This window comes from Fusibacter paucivorans (assembly GCF_018390735.1).
GTDB classification, from domain to species: domain Bacteria; phylum Bacillota; class Clostridia; order Peptostreptococcales; family Acidaminobacteraceae; genus Fusibacter; species Fusibacter paucivorans.
Genome location: NZ_JAHBCL010000004.1, coordinates 113348 through 127715, shown reverse-complemented (window position 1 = coordinate 127715; position 14368 = coordinate 113348). Strand labels below are relative to the sequence as shown.

Genomic DNA, 14368 nt, shown 5'->3' with positions numbered 1-14368 from the left:
TGAAATTAACCATTTGTATAATTAATGTTTAACATATATAATATGATTAAATGCTCATGGATGTGTTGATAACATCAATGGCATGATACGCGTGTCAATGTGAATGACTGCAAAGGCGTCTTTGAAGGCAGTTAAATAGAAATGATTAATGTCAGGGGGCTAGTAATGACGACAACACAAATTGAGGTCTTTGTTTGTGTGGCAAAGATGAAAAATTTTACACGTGCGGGTGAAACATTGGGAATGACGCAATCTGCGGTGAGCCATGCCATTACTAATTTAGAAAGTGACTTAAATGTTAAATTGTTTGAACGCTCACGAAATGGTGTAACGCTGACAGAGATAGGTGAAGTCGTTTATGTTCGCATGCGTACGATTCTTCAGGAAATCAATATGATTTACAATGATGTAAAGCCTGTTAAACATGTGCCGCAAGGTGTTCTGCGCGTTGGCATGCTGCCAAGTACAGCCGCATCAATTGTCCCAAAGGTGATGCGGCTGTTTGCACATGAATTTCCCCAAGTGGCAATTGTATTGTTTGAGGGTACCGATGATGAGGTTGAAAATTGGATTGAAAACGGTATTGTGGATGTTGGATTTGTGACACTGCCAAATGAACAGTTTAACACCGTCTTTATTTTGCAGGATGAACTGTGTGCTATTTTACCGGAAAACCACCCACTCAAACATGATAAAAATGTTGCCATAAAGCATTTGCAAAGCGATTTCTTTATTATGTCAAAGGGAGGCTGTGAGCCTTTAATTCGATCTGTAATGGCAAAGGAAGGGACGTCGCTGTGTGTTCAGCATGAAGTCAATAATCTCTATACCATTGTCGAAATGGTCAAAGAGGGGATTGGCATTACCTTGATGCCGAGTTTGGCGCTTGGCAGCATTGCGCCCGATGGCTTTTCAGTCAAACCGCTCACGCCCCCTGTCTATCGCCAATTGGCGCTGGCTTTTAGAAATGAGATGCAGGGTCAGTTACTGCTGGAATTGTTTGTCCAAAAGATGAAGCTCGTCGCACTGACTTATCATATTAACGGATTTTAAATTGCGAAATACCGACAGACGCACTACAATAGTAAGTGGGAACACGAGGAGGCATTATTTATGTTCGGTACAGCAGCAGAGATCAATTTAGATGCTCTGAAGGAGAATTTTATCAATATAAGAAACTTTTTGCCTGAACGCGTCAAAATTGCCGGTGTGATTAAGGCAAATGCCTATGGGCACGATTTGAAAACCATTGCGAAAGCACTGGCATCTTACGGTGTCGATTATATTGCGGTTGCCAACATTCGGGAGGCAGTTGCCGTACGGCGCGTATTGAATGAAATGCCGATATTGGTTATGGGTTATACGGCGCCGGAAGATTATGACAAAGCTGTAAAAAATACGATTACACTGACGATGTTCAGACTTGAAGACTTGAGGGCACTTAATTTAAATGCATCTTACGATAATGCGGTGATGAAAGTACATATCAAGTATGATACCGGTTTTAACCGATTGGGTTATAAGGATGAGGCCACTGTTATTTCAGATTTAAAACAAGTCCTTCAACTGGAATGGCTGAGTATAGAAGGTATTTTTACACATCTCGCACTTAAGGATGCTGACAGCGATACGCAACAGATGAAAAAGTTCGATGCGCTGATTAAACAACTTAAACTGGAGGGGATTCATATTCCCATTGCACATGCCTGCGATTCGATTGGTGCGATGATTTACCCTGATGCGCCTTATCAGATGGTTAGGCTCGGCGCGGCGCTGTATGGTTACTGTAGCCGCCCGGTGCCATTTAAGCTGCGGCCAGTGATGTCGCTAAAAACATCTGTCAGTCATTTGAAATGGATTGAACCGGGTGAATCGGTTAGCTATGATGGGCTTTTTACCGCGGATTCTCGGGCGCTTATTGCAACATTGCCAATCGGATATGCGGATGGATTACCGAGAAATTTATCGAAGGGCGGTGTCGTTTTGATTCAGGAAAAGATTTATCCTATTGTGGGTTTGATTTGCATGGATCAATGTATGGTGGATGTTACAGGAGCAGCGAATATTCAAATCGGCGATTCAGTGGAGCTGTTTGGAGAGGCGGCTTCGCTTAGCGATGTGGCGGTGATGGCAGGCACTAATCGTAATGAACTGCTGAGTCGAGTGGCAATGCGTGTACCAAGACGCATTGTCCAAGACGGTGAAGTGATTGCGACTGTGGATTATTTGTTAGGCGAGGGAGATTATGGAAATTGTTAAATATGTAGATTACAGTGATGATAATGGTTTTGAAAGATGGCTTGTCGACATACGACGAAAATTGCACCAGCATGCCGAGCTCAGCGAACGAGAATTTGAGACTCAGCTGATCATTGAAGGCGTTTTGGATGAACTTGAGATTGAACACGTTCGCATTGCGGACACGGGTGTAATGGGGATCATCCGCGGCGAAGGCGATGGGACTTGCGTTGGGTTGCGTGCGGATATTGATGCATTGCCGCTCGTCGAGGACAGCGGGCGACCATATGCATCAAAGACAAAAGGTGTTATGCACGCCTGCGGACATGATGCGCACACGACAATTCTCATTGGCTGTGCGGCAAAGTTGAAAGCACTTTCAAACACGTTTCGCGGTGTTGTAAAACTGTTTTTCCAACCTGCAGAAGAAACTATAGGCGGCGCAAAGCGCATGGTATTACAGGGCTGTATGAAAAATCCTGATGTCGATTATATGCTCGGTTTACATGTGATGCCGTATCTTCCCGTCGGGACGATTGAAGTTCGCGACGGGAAACTCAATGCTGCATCTGATATGGTGTCGGTTGATATTTATGGTAAAGCGGCGCATGGCGCCTATCCGGAAAAGGGCGTTGATGCAGGACTTGTGGCCGCTGAAATTCTACAGGGCATTCAAACTATTCTGACGCGTCAAAAGTCGCCGCTTGATCAGGCGGTGGTAACGTTTGGTCGAATTAACGGCGGATCAAAGGACAATATTGTATGCGATCATTTAAAAGCGACAGGAATCATGCGTACCACCGATGAGAATCTTAGAGCACACTTGAAGGACGCGATGATGAATTATGTGGAAGCAGTAGCTTCGGCACATGGCGCCAAGGGCGTTATCAAGTTTGAGCCCGGTTATAATGCCCTTATTAATGACAAGGGCGTTAATGAAGTGGTCAGAGCTGTCGCACGTAAAGTTCTGGGCGCTGGTGCTATTTTTGAAAAGGAATCACCGTCATTAGGCGTCGAGGATTATTCGTTTTTTTTGGATGATGCGAGAGGTGCTTTTTATCATCTTGGCTGCGGCAACGTTGCCGAAGAAATTGTACACCCGCTTCATTCAGAATGCTTTGACCTTGATGAGCGTGCGCTTATTGTCGGCGTGGGGCTGCAAATGAATATTATACTAAACTTATTGCAAGGGGGCATATAGCATGAAAATATATATCAGTGCCGATATGGAGGGTGTTGCCGGCGTCGTTTCATGGCCGGAAGTTGAACTTGGCAGCAACAGCTATACAGAGGCACAACGGCAAATGACCAGAGAAGTGGCTGCAATTTGTGAAGCTGTTCAAGCGGCTGGTGCCACAGAAGTGCTTGTGAAAGATGCGCACGATTCAGGGCGCAATCTCATTATCAGTGAATTGCCGCATGATGTCGACATTCATAGAGCGTGGTCAAAACATCCTTATGTGATGATGATGGGATTGGACCGCACGTTTGATGCTTGTATTTTAACAGGCTATCACGATGCGACTTACGGCAATGGCAATCCGTTGGCACACACCATGAATGCTTCTAAATACCAATGGATCAAGCTGAATGGTGTTTTGATGAGTGAAATGATGATGAATGCCTATATTGCAGCCTATGAGGGGGTTCCGGTGATTGCCGTGACCGGCGACGCTGCAATTTGCAGTCGTGCGAGCCAATTGATGCCAAATGTAAAGGCGATCGCTGTCAAACAGGGTGAAGGCGGTGGGTGTACAACCATGCATCCAGATCGGGCAGTGGAAGTTATTCAAGCAGAAGTGAAAGAGGCAATGCAACTGTTAAAAGAAGATCCAGAACAGTTTAAGCTTAATCTGCCAGAGTGCTTTGTATTGGAAGTGTGTTTTACCAGTCATGTAGATGCTTATCGTGCGGGTTATTACACAGGCGTTGAAAGCATTGATGCTCATGCGGTCAAATTCAAAACCGAGGATTTTTTTGAATTGTTGAAAATGTTTTTCTTCGCATGTTGAGAGGCGCGCCATTTGTTGTAGGATGCGTTGCCGCAGTAAAAGATAGGTCATAAGTGATTGCACTAAGCCGTTAATGGATTATTAACGGCTTTTTACATGGCGTGATCCCCCAAAATGTGTGATTTACATGGTGAAATGGGTAACATATTAGCGTACGATCTTATAGAAAGGGGACTGACAATGCGACAGGTGAAAATGAAATTAATAAAAACAACGGTTGCGTTTGCAATTCTCTTTACATCGCTTTTTCTTTACAGTCAGATCTGGCTTTATCAGCAATTTATGGAACAGCTGATTGTTCATGAAATGAAGAGTGCCAAAAATGATGTGAATTATTATCTCAATTTACTTGATTTACTTGAATTCCAAGCATTTGATGAAATTGAGACAACATTGAATCGTTATTTGTCAGAGCGCACGTTTAATACGGGTTCTGTTAATATGGTGCTAAAAGGACAGCATCAGCTGGAAAATTATTTTGTATTTGATTCAGCAGCGAACTTGGCCTATGCCAGTGTTGACCTTGAGGATTCAATGCGTGATGCGCTGACATCGCTGGTGACGACAAATTGGCCGGATGAGCTCACTAAAGTTACTATTGAGAACTTAGGTATGTGTTTAAATGAATCCAATGGGAAATTGTACCTAAATGTGCTGCTCATAAATCCAGAAACACAAAAAGGCTATTTTTATCAATTCAATTTGACCAATAAAATCTTAACGAGTATTCCATCGGATCTCTATCAGAATCTATATATATCGCTCTTTAATAAAAAAGTTGCAATGGATAATATTCTCATTTTAAGACAAAAGACGTTTATGACAGATACATTAGCCGCATATCTGCCGAATGCTACCGAGCGACAACTCGAGACGCTGGAGAGCGGCGACTTTATCGTGCAAAAGGAGGCAACGGGACAAACGGTATACGCAGTTCTGGAGATCAACCGTGAAAACTGGATACTGCCGGCAAGTGTACTGATTTCAAATACATATCGGAACAATGAAATCGTTCGCTTTTTTATGCAGTATGTCATTGGACTGACGTTGATGTTTGTCGTTTTATTTATAGCATTTAGCACGATCAGTTACAAAGTGATTAAAAATGAAATCTTTGACAGGATAGAAGCACTGCATGATAATGTGACAGAATCCGTTAAACAAAACTATCTGCTGCCAGTAGGCATAAAAGCAGTTGGTCGTTTGGGCGATATTGCAAATGACTTCGAACATATTCGAAAAGAAATGCTCGAACGCGTTCGCTTTATTGACGAAATGTCGTATTTCGACACGGTTACCGGCGTTGGCAATATCTATTTATTGGAGGAGAAACTCAAAACCTCTTATCAGAATCCTTCTGAACGCAATGGTCATTTTCTCATTGTCTTTGAAATTCGTAATATTCAAGCGCAGTTTGAAGCCTATGGCGCTGGGAAGATGAATCTTGTCTACGCCAACATTATTGCGCTGCTGCAAAGTGTCTTTGGCCGTGAAGCCGTTTATAGAAAGTCGGACTATGCCTTTGCCGTTCTTTATTCAGATGAGGATCGTACTGCTGTAAGTGGACAAATTGAAACGGTTCGAAACGAATTAAAAACGCTTAAGCTCGAGGTGCCCATTGAGCCGAGATTTATTGTTGCGAAATATCCGGAAGATGGCGAAACACCCAAAATACTGCTTCAAAATATTGACTTGGCTCAGCAAATGCTGCAAGATCAGGAGATTGTCTTCTATTCTCAGCGCATTAAAGATGAGTATTTGGATCGTATTGCGCTCGAGAATGAATTAAAGCAGGCGTTGGTCAACCATGAGATCAAAGTGGTTTTTCAGCCGGTGGTCTGTCCAAATACAAACATTATCAAGGGTGTTGAAACGCTGATTAGATGGCAGCCCGGGAGCGGGCGAAAAGTATTTCCCGATACGTTTATACCAGTCGCCGAGCAGCTTGGCATTATTCATGAATTGGATCAATTTGTATTTGAAAAAGCGATCAGCATGCTTCAGCTTTGGTCAGATATTTACCCTTATGATTTTTTCGTCTCCATTAACAGTTCGCCAAAGTGGTTTACGAATCCGGAATTTTTAAATTTTATTCGAACGATGCTGGCGCGTTATCCGGTAGACCCTTCAAAAGTATGCATCGAAATAATTGAAACCTGCCTAATTGAAGATATTGACGGTGCTAATGACTTGCTGAAACAGATGAAAGCCATGGGTCTGACCATTGCACTGGACGATTTTGGCAAGGGCTATTCGTCTTTGAATTACTTAAGAAAGCTGAATATTGATAAACTAAAAATTGACAAAGATTTTTTATCTGAGATGGTTATTGAGGTAGGCAAACACAACTTGATTGATTCTATTATCTCTATGGCGCATCACATGTCGTTGGAAGTCGTGGTGGAAGGTGTTGAAGAGCACGAGCAAGTCATCTATCTGAAAAATCTGAATGTTGAACTTATTCAAGGCTATTATTACAGCAAACCTGTAGACAAACAGGTCATATCTGATATACTTTTAAACAGCGGTGTTATGCGTGTAACTGAGTCTTCGGGACGGCTGGAGTAGATATGATCAGTGTCGATATTGACCTTGAAAAATTGAATGATTTAATGGAAGCGAACCAGCAGATTTCCCATGCTGAGAAGATTGAAGCCGTTGAGAATCGCATTAATACTATTCGCGAACTTGATGATGTTTATTTGAAAGTGCGGACGCTGATTAATTACGGTAAAGAACTTTATGCAGTTGGGAAAAATGAGGCAGCTCGTGAAATTGCATCGGAGATGTATCAAGTTTCTTCAAAAGAATCATTTGATGAGCTGCATATGCTCTGCTGTAATTTGCTCGGCAACATTTCTGCGCGAAAGGGCTTTTATGCCATGGCGCTCGATTATTATCATCAAAGTCTTCAAGTGATTGAAACGCATGCGCTTAGAACGCATTATCGAAGTATGCTCATTAATAATATCGCATCGCTTTACGCATCGCTTAAATTGTATGATTCAGCCGTCAAGTATTATCTTGATGCTTTGCCGCTCGCCGCACAAGAAGGCAATTATGAAGCGCAGTTTCTGATTTATTATAATTTAGGCGATATATATGCGCGTCAGCGACAGGCTGAACAGTTGGCAGAAACCGAGCAGATGCTGATGCAGATGACACAATCAACCTGTCAGGGAACTTTCTACCTCGGTTTATATAAGCTGCTGGCGGCGAAACATGCGAGAATCAATGGCGATATCTATATTGCACAGGCACTGCTGGCAAGTGTTCTGACATTGTTGGCAGTCGAAGAAGATCCCGTGACGCGTTTGGAGTGCTATATTGAGAAGGCACTTTGTGCCTATGCCGATAAACAGTATGAGATCGCATTGCATGAAGCAAAGATCGCGCTGACGCAGGTTGTCGAAGCGGAAGAATTTGAATTCGAACGTGAAGTGCTGCAAATGCTCTGTGATATTGCAACTGCCATGGGGAATACGGCAATAACGGCAGCCTATCAGAAACAGCTCATTACACTAGACGAGACATTTATTGCGCGAATGAATGAAATGACGATTTTTCAAATTCGAGAGAAGTCAGCTGTTAAAATCGAAAATAGATTAAATGAAAATGCGGTTAAACTCCTCAAGAATATGCAAATGATTTACGAAATATCACAGGAAATTACAAAAGAACAGGATTACGATAAAATTTTTAGACTGATTATCCAAAAACTAGTCAGTTTCATGGACTTTGATGCATTGGTCATTGGGCTTTACAATGCTGAAAACCAAGTTGTTTATAATCGCATGATGTATCATCGTCAGACGATAACGAGATCGTACGACGTTAGTGTTCACAATAAGAGCAGTCTGGCGACGTGGTGCATCAGACATAGTCAGGAAATTTACACGGGTTTTAATAGCCATTTAAAACTGGACGATTTTGAACCGCTTCAATTAAATTTTCCAGATCTTGAAGTGCCGTACGAATCTGTCTTTTACTTGCCGCTATACGATGAAGGAACAATTATTGGCGTTTTTTCCCTACAAAAGTTTGAACGGGATGGCTTTAACCACTATGAACTGGAAATGATTCGCACCATTGGTGCCTACATTGCCATCGCGATTACCAATGCCCTTAAAACCCAAGAGCTCAAGCGGTTAAACGGTGCACTGGAAGCGCTGTCCCGACGTGACAGTCTTAGCGGCCTTGCCAATCGCCATGCCCTCAATGAAGATCTCAAAACGTATTTTGCGCCTTCGATGCGACAGAATCACATTAGTGTTATTATGATCGATATTGATTTTTTTAAGGAATTTAATGACCGCTATGGTCATCTCGAAGGTGACATGGTCATACGAAAGACGGCAGAAATTATACATCGGCATATAGACGACCTTGACGCAAGGGCATATCGCTATGGCGGTGATGAATTTCTCATTCTTGCCAGAGCAGTGCCCCTTGAAATTATTGAAATCGTTTGTGAGATGATTTTAAGGGATATTAGAATGCTATCAATCAGACATGATGATTCAAACATTAATGGTATTGTTACCCTGAGTATCGGCATTGCTTCTTATGGAAATGCATACCTAGAAGCAGGCGAAGACGTGCTTTTAAAAGGAGCGGACAATGCTGTTTATGAAGCCAAGGGAAATGGTCGTAACGGCATTGCCCATATCGTGTATGATGTACCAAAAGAAAAACATTGACAAATAATTAACATGTTGATAAAATATTCACAAAGAGTTTCATGCACGTTGAGCGATTTGCTTCATGTGCGTGTCTTATTGTTAATACCTAACGGAAAAGGGATCTGATCTGAAAGGGCAAAAGAATATTTGTTGCAGTTTGCCTTCTCTTATTAAAATAAGAAGATTTGAACTTTTGGGTATTTTGCAGTTGCTTTTACTGTAAAAAATACGATTGTGAGAATCGATTTAGAACATCGCGAAATGGCGGTCTAGATCTTATTGGAGAAGGTTTTTTGATGCAGTAAACAAAGGAGGCCTTCTCATGGAGATGAAAGTAGGCGTAATCAGTGCAATTTTAGAAGATGCTCAAGACGTACAGGGAAAGTTTAACGAGATCGTTGCAGCCTTTAAACACATTGTCAAAGGTCGAACGGGTATCCCCTTTGACCAGTATGGCATGTCGGTTGTGACAATTATCGTCATAGGCACGGTTGATGATATTAACAGCTTAACCGGGAAACTCGGCAATATTAAAAATGTATCTGTGAAGACCTCAATATCGAAAAAGACGATTTCGGGGTAACAGTCTACTGGAGGGCGCTTATGGCACAAAAAATGGAAGGTTTTATTGATCATGCACTTATTTATCAAATTTTAGAGGAAACAAAAGCGGTGACAGACGAGGCAATTGAAGCGGTGCTGTCAAAGACATTTAACCGAGAAACACTGTCTTATAGAGATGTCGCTGTTTTATTGCAGGCTAAAAAGCCGGCGCATATCGAACGCATTTACAAGCGCGCATCTGAAATTAAAAGTGAAATTTACGGTAATCGCGTGGTTATGTTTGCACCGCTATATGTCAGCAACTTTTGTATTAACAATTGTTCCTACTGCGGCTACAAGCGCAACAATCAATTTACACGAAAAAAATTGACAAAGGCAGAGATTCAAGAAGAAGTTAGAATTCTTGAAAAAATGGGTCATAAGCGCATTGCATTAGAAGCGGGGGAAGATCCTGTCAACTGTGATATTGATTATATAACAGATACGATCAAAACGATTTATGAAACCGTCAGCGAAAAAAGCAATATCAGGCGCATTAATGTCAATATTGCTGCGACGACTGTAGAAAACTATCAAAAACTAAAGGCGTCAGAAATCGGTACTTATATTCTCTTTCAAGAAACATATGAAAAAAGTAATTATGAAAAATTGCATCCGCATTGTCCAAAAGGCGACTATTTGTATCACTTGACGGCATTTGACAGAGCGATGCAAGGTGGTATTGATGATGTAGGCGCTGGCGTGCTGTTCGGCTTTTCCGATCATCGCTTTGAAGTGTTGGCGCTGATGATGCACAACAAACATCTTGAAGATACTTTCGGCGTTGGTTTTCACACGATTTCAGTGCCGAGGATTAAACCGGCAGAAGGCGTGGACTTATCAGATTATGCGCACATTCTGGATGATGAAACTTTCAAAAAAATAGTCGCAATTTTAAGACTTGCCGTGCCATTTACCGGTATTATACTCTCAACGCGAGAAAGTGAAGCGACGCGCAATGAACTGATTCATCACGGTGTTACGCAGCTCAGTGCTGGTTCATGTACCGGTGTTGGCGGTTATAAAGCCAATGAGCTCGGCAATGACGTTCAACAGTTTGCCATTTCTGATGATCGACCGACAATTGATGTCATCAAAGGACTTATTCGCGACGGCTTCATTCCAAGCTTTTGCACTTCTTGCTATCGTATGGGCAGAACGGGTGATCGATTTATGAAATTGGCGAAGACAGGTGAAATTCAGCATGTCTGTCAGCCCAATGCCATGATGACGCTTAAAGAATATGCCATTGATTACGGCGATGAAGAGCTTCAAACCATGGCAGACGCATTTATCGCATCGCAGCTCACGCACGTTAAAACGGATAAGACACGCAACATTATCATAAAGGGGCTGGAAGATCTTTCAAACGGGAAACGTGATATTTTTCTATAATCAAAAGAGGGTAATAAGAGTACAATAAGAGTAATGCAATAAGAGTAATGCAATCAAAACAATGAAATCGATCAAATCATTAATCGGTATGAGAACATGCGTGCATGTACATACCGATTTTTTATTGAATAAGACAATTGTGAAAATCATTTCGAGACAGTAATAGGGTGATACGGCATAGACTGTTTAAAGAAAATGAAACCTTAAAATAGGTATGAATACCGTAAGTCGCATGATGAAGCAATGATATATCAAAAGGTTCAGCGTTCAAACAGCGGTACAGAGCGTTGGGGCAGGACTATAGGACTATCGACTGACATTGTCGAAACCGATGGCGAAAATTGGCGCAAAGTCGCTTTATGCCATGGTTTTTGTTTAGGAATTTGCAAATTGGTTAAAAATATTGTAGGACTAGTATGAGGGAGCGCCTATGAAAAAGATTGAAATAGCCAATTTTATCAGTTTGATGGATAATGCAGGTGATGCGGTTACCATTTGTGACTCAGAAGCGCGTATCGCATATTGCAATAATGAATTTTCAAAACTTGTAGGTGTTGAGCGGGAAATCGCCGTTGGCAGCAAATTGGATGATATGACGCGCCTCTATAGAGGGACAGGGCGCATTAAGTTGTGCGAATCCATTGAAGGACGCCAAAATATTCAGCTCTTAGAAGGTATAGAGCTTGAAAGCAGCAGCGGTGAACGTACGCATGTAACCGTGACGGCTTCTGTGTCAGATGAGGACTGTTCGGCATATACTTATGCAATCGTCATTATAAAAAATATCGAGAAGCTCCATCAAGCGCGTGCAAATGCCGATATGTATTCAAACTTAGTCGAACAAAGTCATATCTCCATGATTATTACAGATTTGAGATGGCGCGTCCAGTATTGCAATCCTTATTATCAGTATAAATACTTAGGAGAGCGCAACCAAATTAACGGGGATGATATTTTAGAGCGTCTCTTTCCAAATGCCAATGAAGATTTTAGAGAAATGATCGTCTTCTACGTTGAACAGCTCGGAAGTTGGACTTCCGAGGAGCGTTTTGATTTGGCAAATAATGAATATGCGTGGGAAGAAATTCAAATTCAAGCGGTTCGAGATTCATACGGTAATATGATGCACTACACAATTATGATGAAGGATATCACAAATCGCAAACATACAGAGCTTTACATAGAACAGGAAAAGCAGACCTTTGAAGCCATTTTTGAAAATACGACCGTAGGACTTTTGATCATTGATGAACGCGGCATTATCTTAAAGACGAATATGGAAGCACTTAGAATTTTTAATGCGGAAATACAAAAGATTGTCAATGCCTCTTTTTACAATTTATTTATTTGCACACAAAATTCAGATACAGTTCATTATAAATGCAATCATTGTGAAAACTGCATTATTGCCAAAACGCTTGAGCGCGTCATGGAAAAAGATATGACCATACGCGGTCAAGAAGTCATTTATGCTGCGGGGCATAAGGATAGCAAAAACGATGAAAAGACTGTGCGTTATTTGCGGATGAATGCATCGCCGGCTGTGATCAATCAGCAGAAGCACATTTTGGTTGCACTTCAGGATATTACCGACATGAAGCGCATGTCTCGGGAGCTTATTCACAGTGAACGGCATTTGCGCATGATAACAAACAGTATGTTGGATACGATTGTACAGATTAACAGCGATAATATTATTACGTACGCTTCGCCATCGGTTAAACAACTGACAGGCTATGATGTCGGCGAAATCATTGGACGAGATTTTAGAAAATTCGTTATTGAAAAAGATCTCGAATCCCATGAGGTTCGAGAGGGAATCACGAAAGAGTTTCAAGCGAATACCACCGCGGAATTTCAGATTGAGACGAAATTCGGCGAGGAGCGATGGTCGCAGTCTGTCGGCAGTATCTTAAAATATGAAGAAGATGTCAGCTATGTCTTTGTTATCAGAGATATTACGGAGCAAGTTGAATATCGGAAAAAGCTCCAAGCATCTAAAAACGTTGCGGATGAAGCAAATGCAGCGAAGAGCTTGTTCCTCGCAAATATGAGTCATGAAATACGCACGCCGATGAACGGTATTATCGGCATGACGGAATTAACGCTGATGACTGAATTATCACCAGTTCAAAAACAATACCTTGAGATGGTTAAGACCAGTGCCACGTCACTGCTCAATATTATCAACAGCATTCTGGATTTTTCCAAAATTGAAGCTGGCAAAATGGAAGCGGATGAACATATTTTCAATTTTGCATCCTTTATCAATGAAACATTAATGCCGCTTAGAATTCAGGCAATGGCTAAACACATTAAATTTGAATTCGAGAGGTTGACGCAAATTCCAGATTTTCTGATTGGCGATGCCGCTAAGATCAGACAAATTTTGAATAATATTATCTACAATGCCATTAAATTTACTGACGAGGGACATGTTGCCGTTAAAATTAGCGGTGTCAACACGGAAGGGATGGTTTTTAAACTCAAGATATGTGTCGAAGACACAGGCATTGGTATTTCTGAGGAAAATCAGGCAAAAATCTTCGAAAGCTTTAACCAGGCAGATCCAAGTGCAACCCGAAAATATGGCGGCACGGGTCTGGGGCTTTCCATATCAAAGGGATTGATTGAACTGCTCGGTGGTCGATTGACGATGTCGAGTGAACTCGGTAAGGGAACGACTATGGTGATTGATCTGCCAATGGTTATCGGGAATGCCTTTGGGCCAATTGGCGATAATCAGAAAATTGAGATACCGGAAGTATCGAAAAAACTAAGTGTGCTTGTGGCGGAAGACGATGAAGTCAATCAAATCGTCGTCAGCAAGCTTCTCAATTTGCAAGGACACAAAGCGGACATTACCAGCAATGGACGGGATGCTGTCAACTTGTTTAGAGATCAGCATTACGATCTTGTCATCATGGATATTCAAATGAAGACGATGAATGGCATCGAAGCAATGAAAGCGATGCGGCGCATTAGTAAAGAACAAGGCGTCAGTGTTCCGATAGTTGCTTTTACGGCACATGCACTCTCTGAAGATGAAGCAAAGCTGAAAGTGGCAGGTTTTGACGATTATATTGCGAAACCTGTATCGCTCAAAAACTTCTTTCGTGTGATTATGAAGAACACGGGCATGCTTGAAGAACAGCGTTTTAATGTCGACGAAATAATGGTTCGTATTCAACAAGAGGAGGCGCTTGGTGAATTGGCATTAACGGCAATTCAGGAAAAAATTGAAGCCATTGACGACGCCATTACAGCGAGCAACTTTGCTGCTATTGAAATGATTTCTGGACAGTTAAAGCACTTAGTCAAAAATCATACTGCGCTTCGGCGCATTGTTCTAAAGATGGAACTTGCCATACGCAAAGAAAATATTGAAGCATTTGAAACATATTTTCAAAATTTTAAAGAGAACCTGGGGAGGTAGTT

The 14368-nt window shown here is 41.8% G+C and carries 9 protein-coding genes; all 9 read left to right on the top strand.

Features of this window, described 5'->3' with window-relative positions; genetic code table 11:
• The first annotated feature begins 165 nt into the window (after nt 1–165).
• The 9 genes from KHM83_RS03425 to KHM83_RS03385 all read left to right on the top strand — a co-directional run bounded on the left by KHM83_RS03425 (nt 166) and on the right by KHM83_RS03385 (nt 14366).
• Nucleotides 166–1053 (top strand): LysR family transcriptional regulator, encoded by an 888-nt coding sequence (locus tag KHM83_RS03425; protein WP_213235507.1) that lies wholly within the window; start codon nt 166–168, stop codon nt 1051–1053.
• Nucleotides 1054–1113: 60 nt separating this feature from the next.
• Nucleotides 1114–2259 (top strand): alanine racemase, encoded by a 1146-nt coding sequence (gene alr / locus KHM83_RS03420; RefSeq protein WP_213235506.1) that lies wholly within the window; start codon nt 1114–1116, stop codon nt 2257–2259.
• Nucleotides 2246–3439 carry a M20 metallopeptidase family protein gene (locus tag KHM83_RS03415; RefSeq protein ID WP_213235505.1) on the top strand — a complete coding sequence of 398 codons (1194 nt, stop codon included), beginning with the start codon at nt 2246–2248 and terminating at the stop codon, nt 3437–3439. The genes alr and KHM83_RS03415 overlap by 14 nt, the downstream gene beginning before the upstream one ends.
• A gap of 1 nt (nt 3440) precedes the next feature.
• On the top strand, nt 3441–4250 hold the full coding sequence (locus KHM83_RS03410; RefSeq protein ID WP_213235504.1) for a M55 family metallopeptidase: 810 nt from the start codon (nt 3441–3443) through the stop codon (nt 4248–4250).
• A gap of 195 nt (nt 4251–4445) precedes the next feature.
• A complete protein-coding gene (locus KHM83_RS03405) occupies nt 4446–6818 on the top strand; it encodes a GGDEF domain-containing phosphodiesterase (protein ID WP_213235503.1) in 2373 nt (790 codons plus the stop codon).
• Between the two features lie 2 nt (nt 6819–6820).
• A complete protein-coding gene (locus KHM83_RS03400) occupies nt 6821–8950 on the top strand; it encodes a diguanylate cyclase domain-containing protein (protein WP_213235502.1) in 2130 nt (709 codons plus the stop codon).
• Between the two features lie 310 nt (nt 8951–9260).
• Nucleotides 9261–9515: a TM1266 family iron-only hydrogenase system putative regulator gene (locus KHM83_RS03395; protein WP_213235534.1), complete on the top strand. Its 255-nt coding sequence runs from the start codon at nt 9261–9263 to the stop codon at nt 9513–9515.
• Between the two features lie 20 nt (nt 9516–9535).
• Nucleotides 9536–10930: a [FeFe] hydrogenase H-cluster radical SAM maturase HydG gene (gene hydG, locus KHM83_RS03390; RefSeq protein ID WP_246542849.1), complete on the top strand. Its 1395-nt coding sequence runs from the start codon at nt 9536–9538 to the stop codon at nt 10928–10930.
• Nucleotides 10931–11360: 430 nt separating this feature from the next.
• Entirely contained in the window at nt 11361–14366 is a 3006-nt protein-coding gene (locus KHM83_RS03385; RefSeq protein WP_213235501.1) for a PAS domain-containing hybrid sensor histidine kinase/response regulator, read from the top strand.
• Nucleotides 14367–14368: the final 2 nt, after the last annotated feature.

Excerpts from the sequence above, each read along its gene's own strand:
- KHM83_RS03425 (WP_213235507.1), top strand. The coding sequence starts at position 166 with ATGACGACAACACAAATTGAGGTCTTTGTTTGTGTGGCAAAGATGAAA.
- KHM83_RS03410 (WP_213235504.1), top strand. The coding sequence starts at position 3,441 with ATGAAAATATATATCAGTGCCGATATGGAGGGTGTTGCCGGCGTCGTT.
- KHM83_RS03400 (WP_213235502.1), top strand. The coding sequence starts at position 6,821 with ATGATCAGTGTCGATATTGACCTTGAAAAATTGAATGATTTAATGGAA.
- alr (WP_213235506.1), top strand. The coding sequence starts at position 1,114 with ATGTTCGGTACAGCAGCAGAGATCAATTTAGATGCTCTGAAGGAGAAT.
- hydG (WP_246542849.1), top strand. The coding sequence starts at position 9,536 with ATGGCACAAAAAATGGAAGGTTTTATTGATCATGCACTTATTTATCAA.
- KHM83_RS03405 (WP_213235503.1), top strand. The coding sequence starts at position 4,446 with ATGAAATTAATAAAAACAACGGTTGCGTTTGCAATTCTCTTTACATCG.
- KHM83_RS03415 (WP_213235505.1), top strand. The coding sequence starts at position 2,246 with ATGGAAATTGTTAAATATGTAGATTACAGTGATGATAATGGTTTTGAA.
- KHM83_RS03395 (WP_213235534.1), top strand. The coding sequence starts at position 9,261 with ATGAAAGTAGGCGTAATCAGTGCAATTTTAGAAGATGCTCAAGACGTA.
- KHM83_RS03385 (WP_213235501.1), top strand. The coding sequence starts at position 11,361 with ATGAAAAAGATTGAAATAGCCAATTTTATCAGTTTGATGGATAATGCA.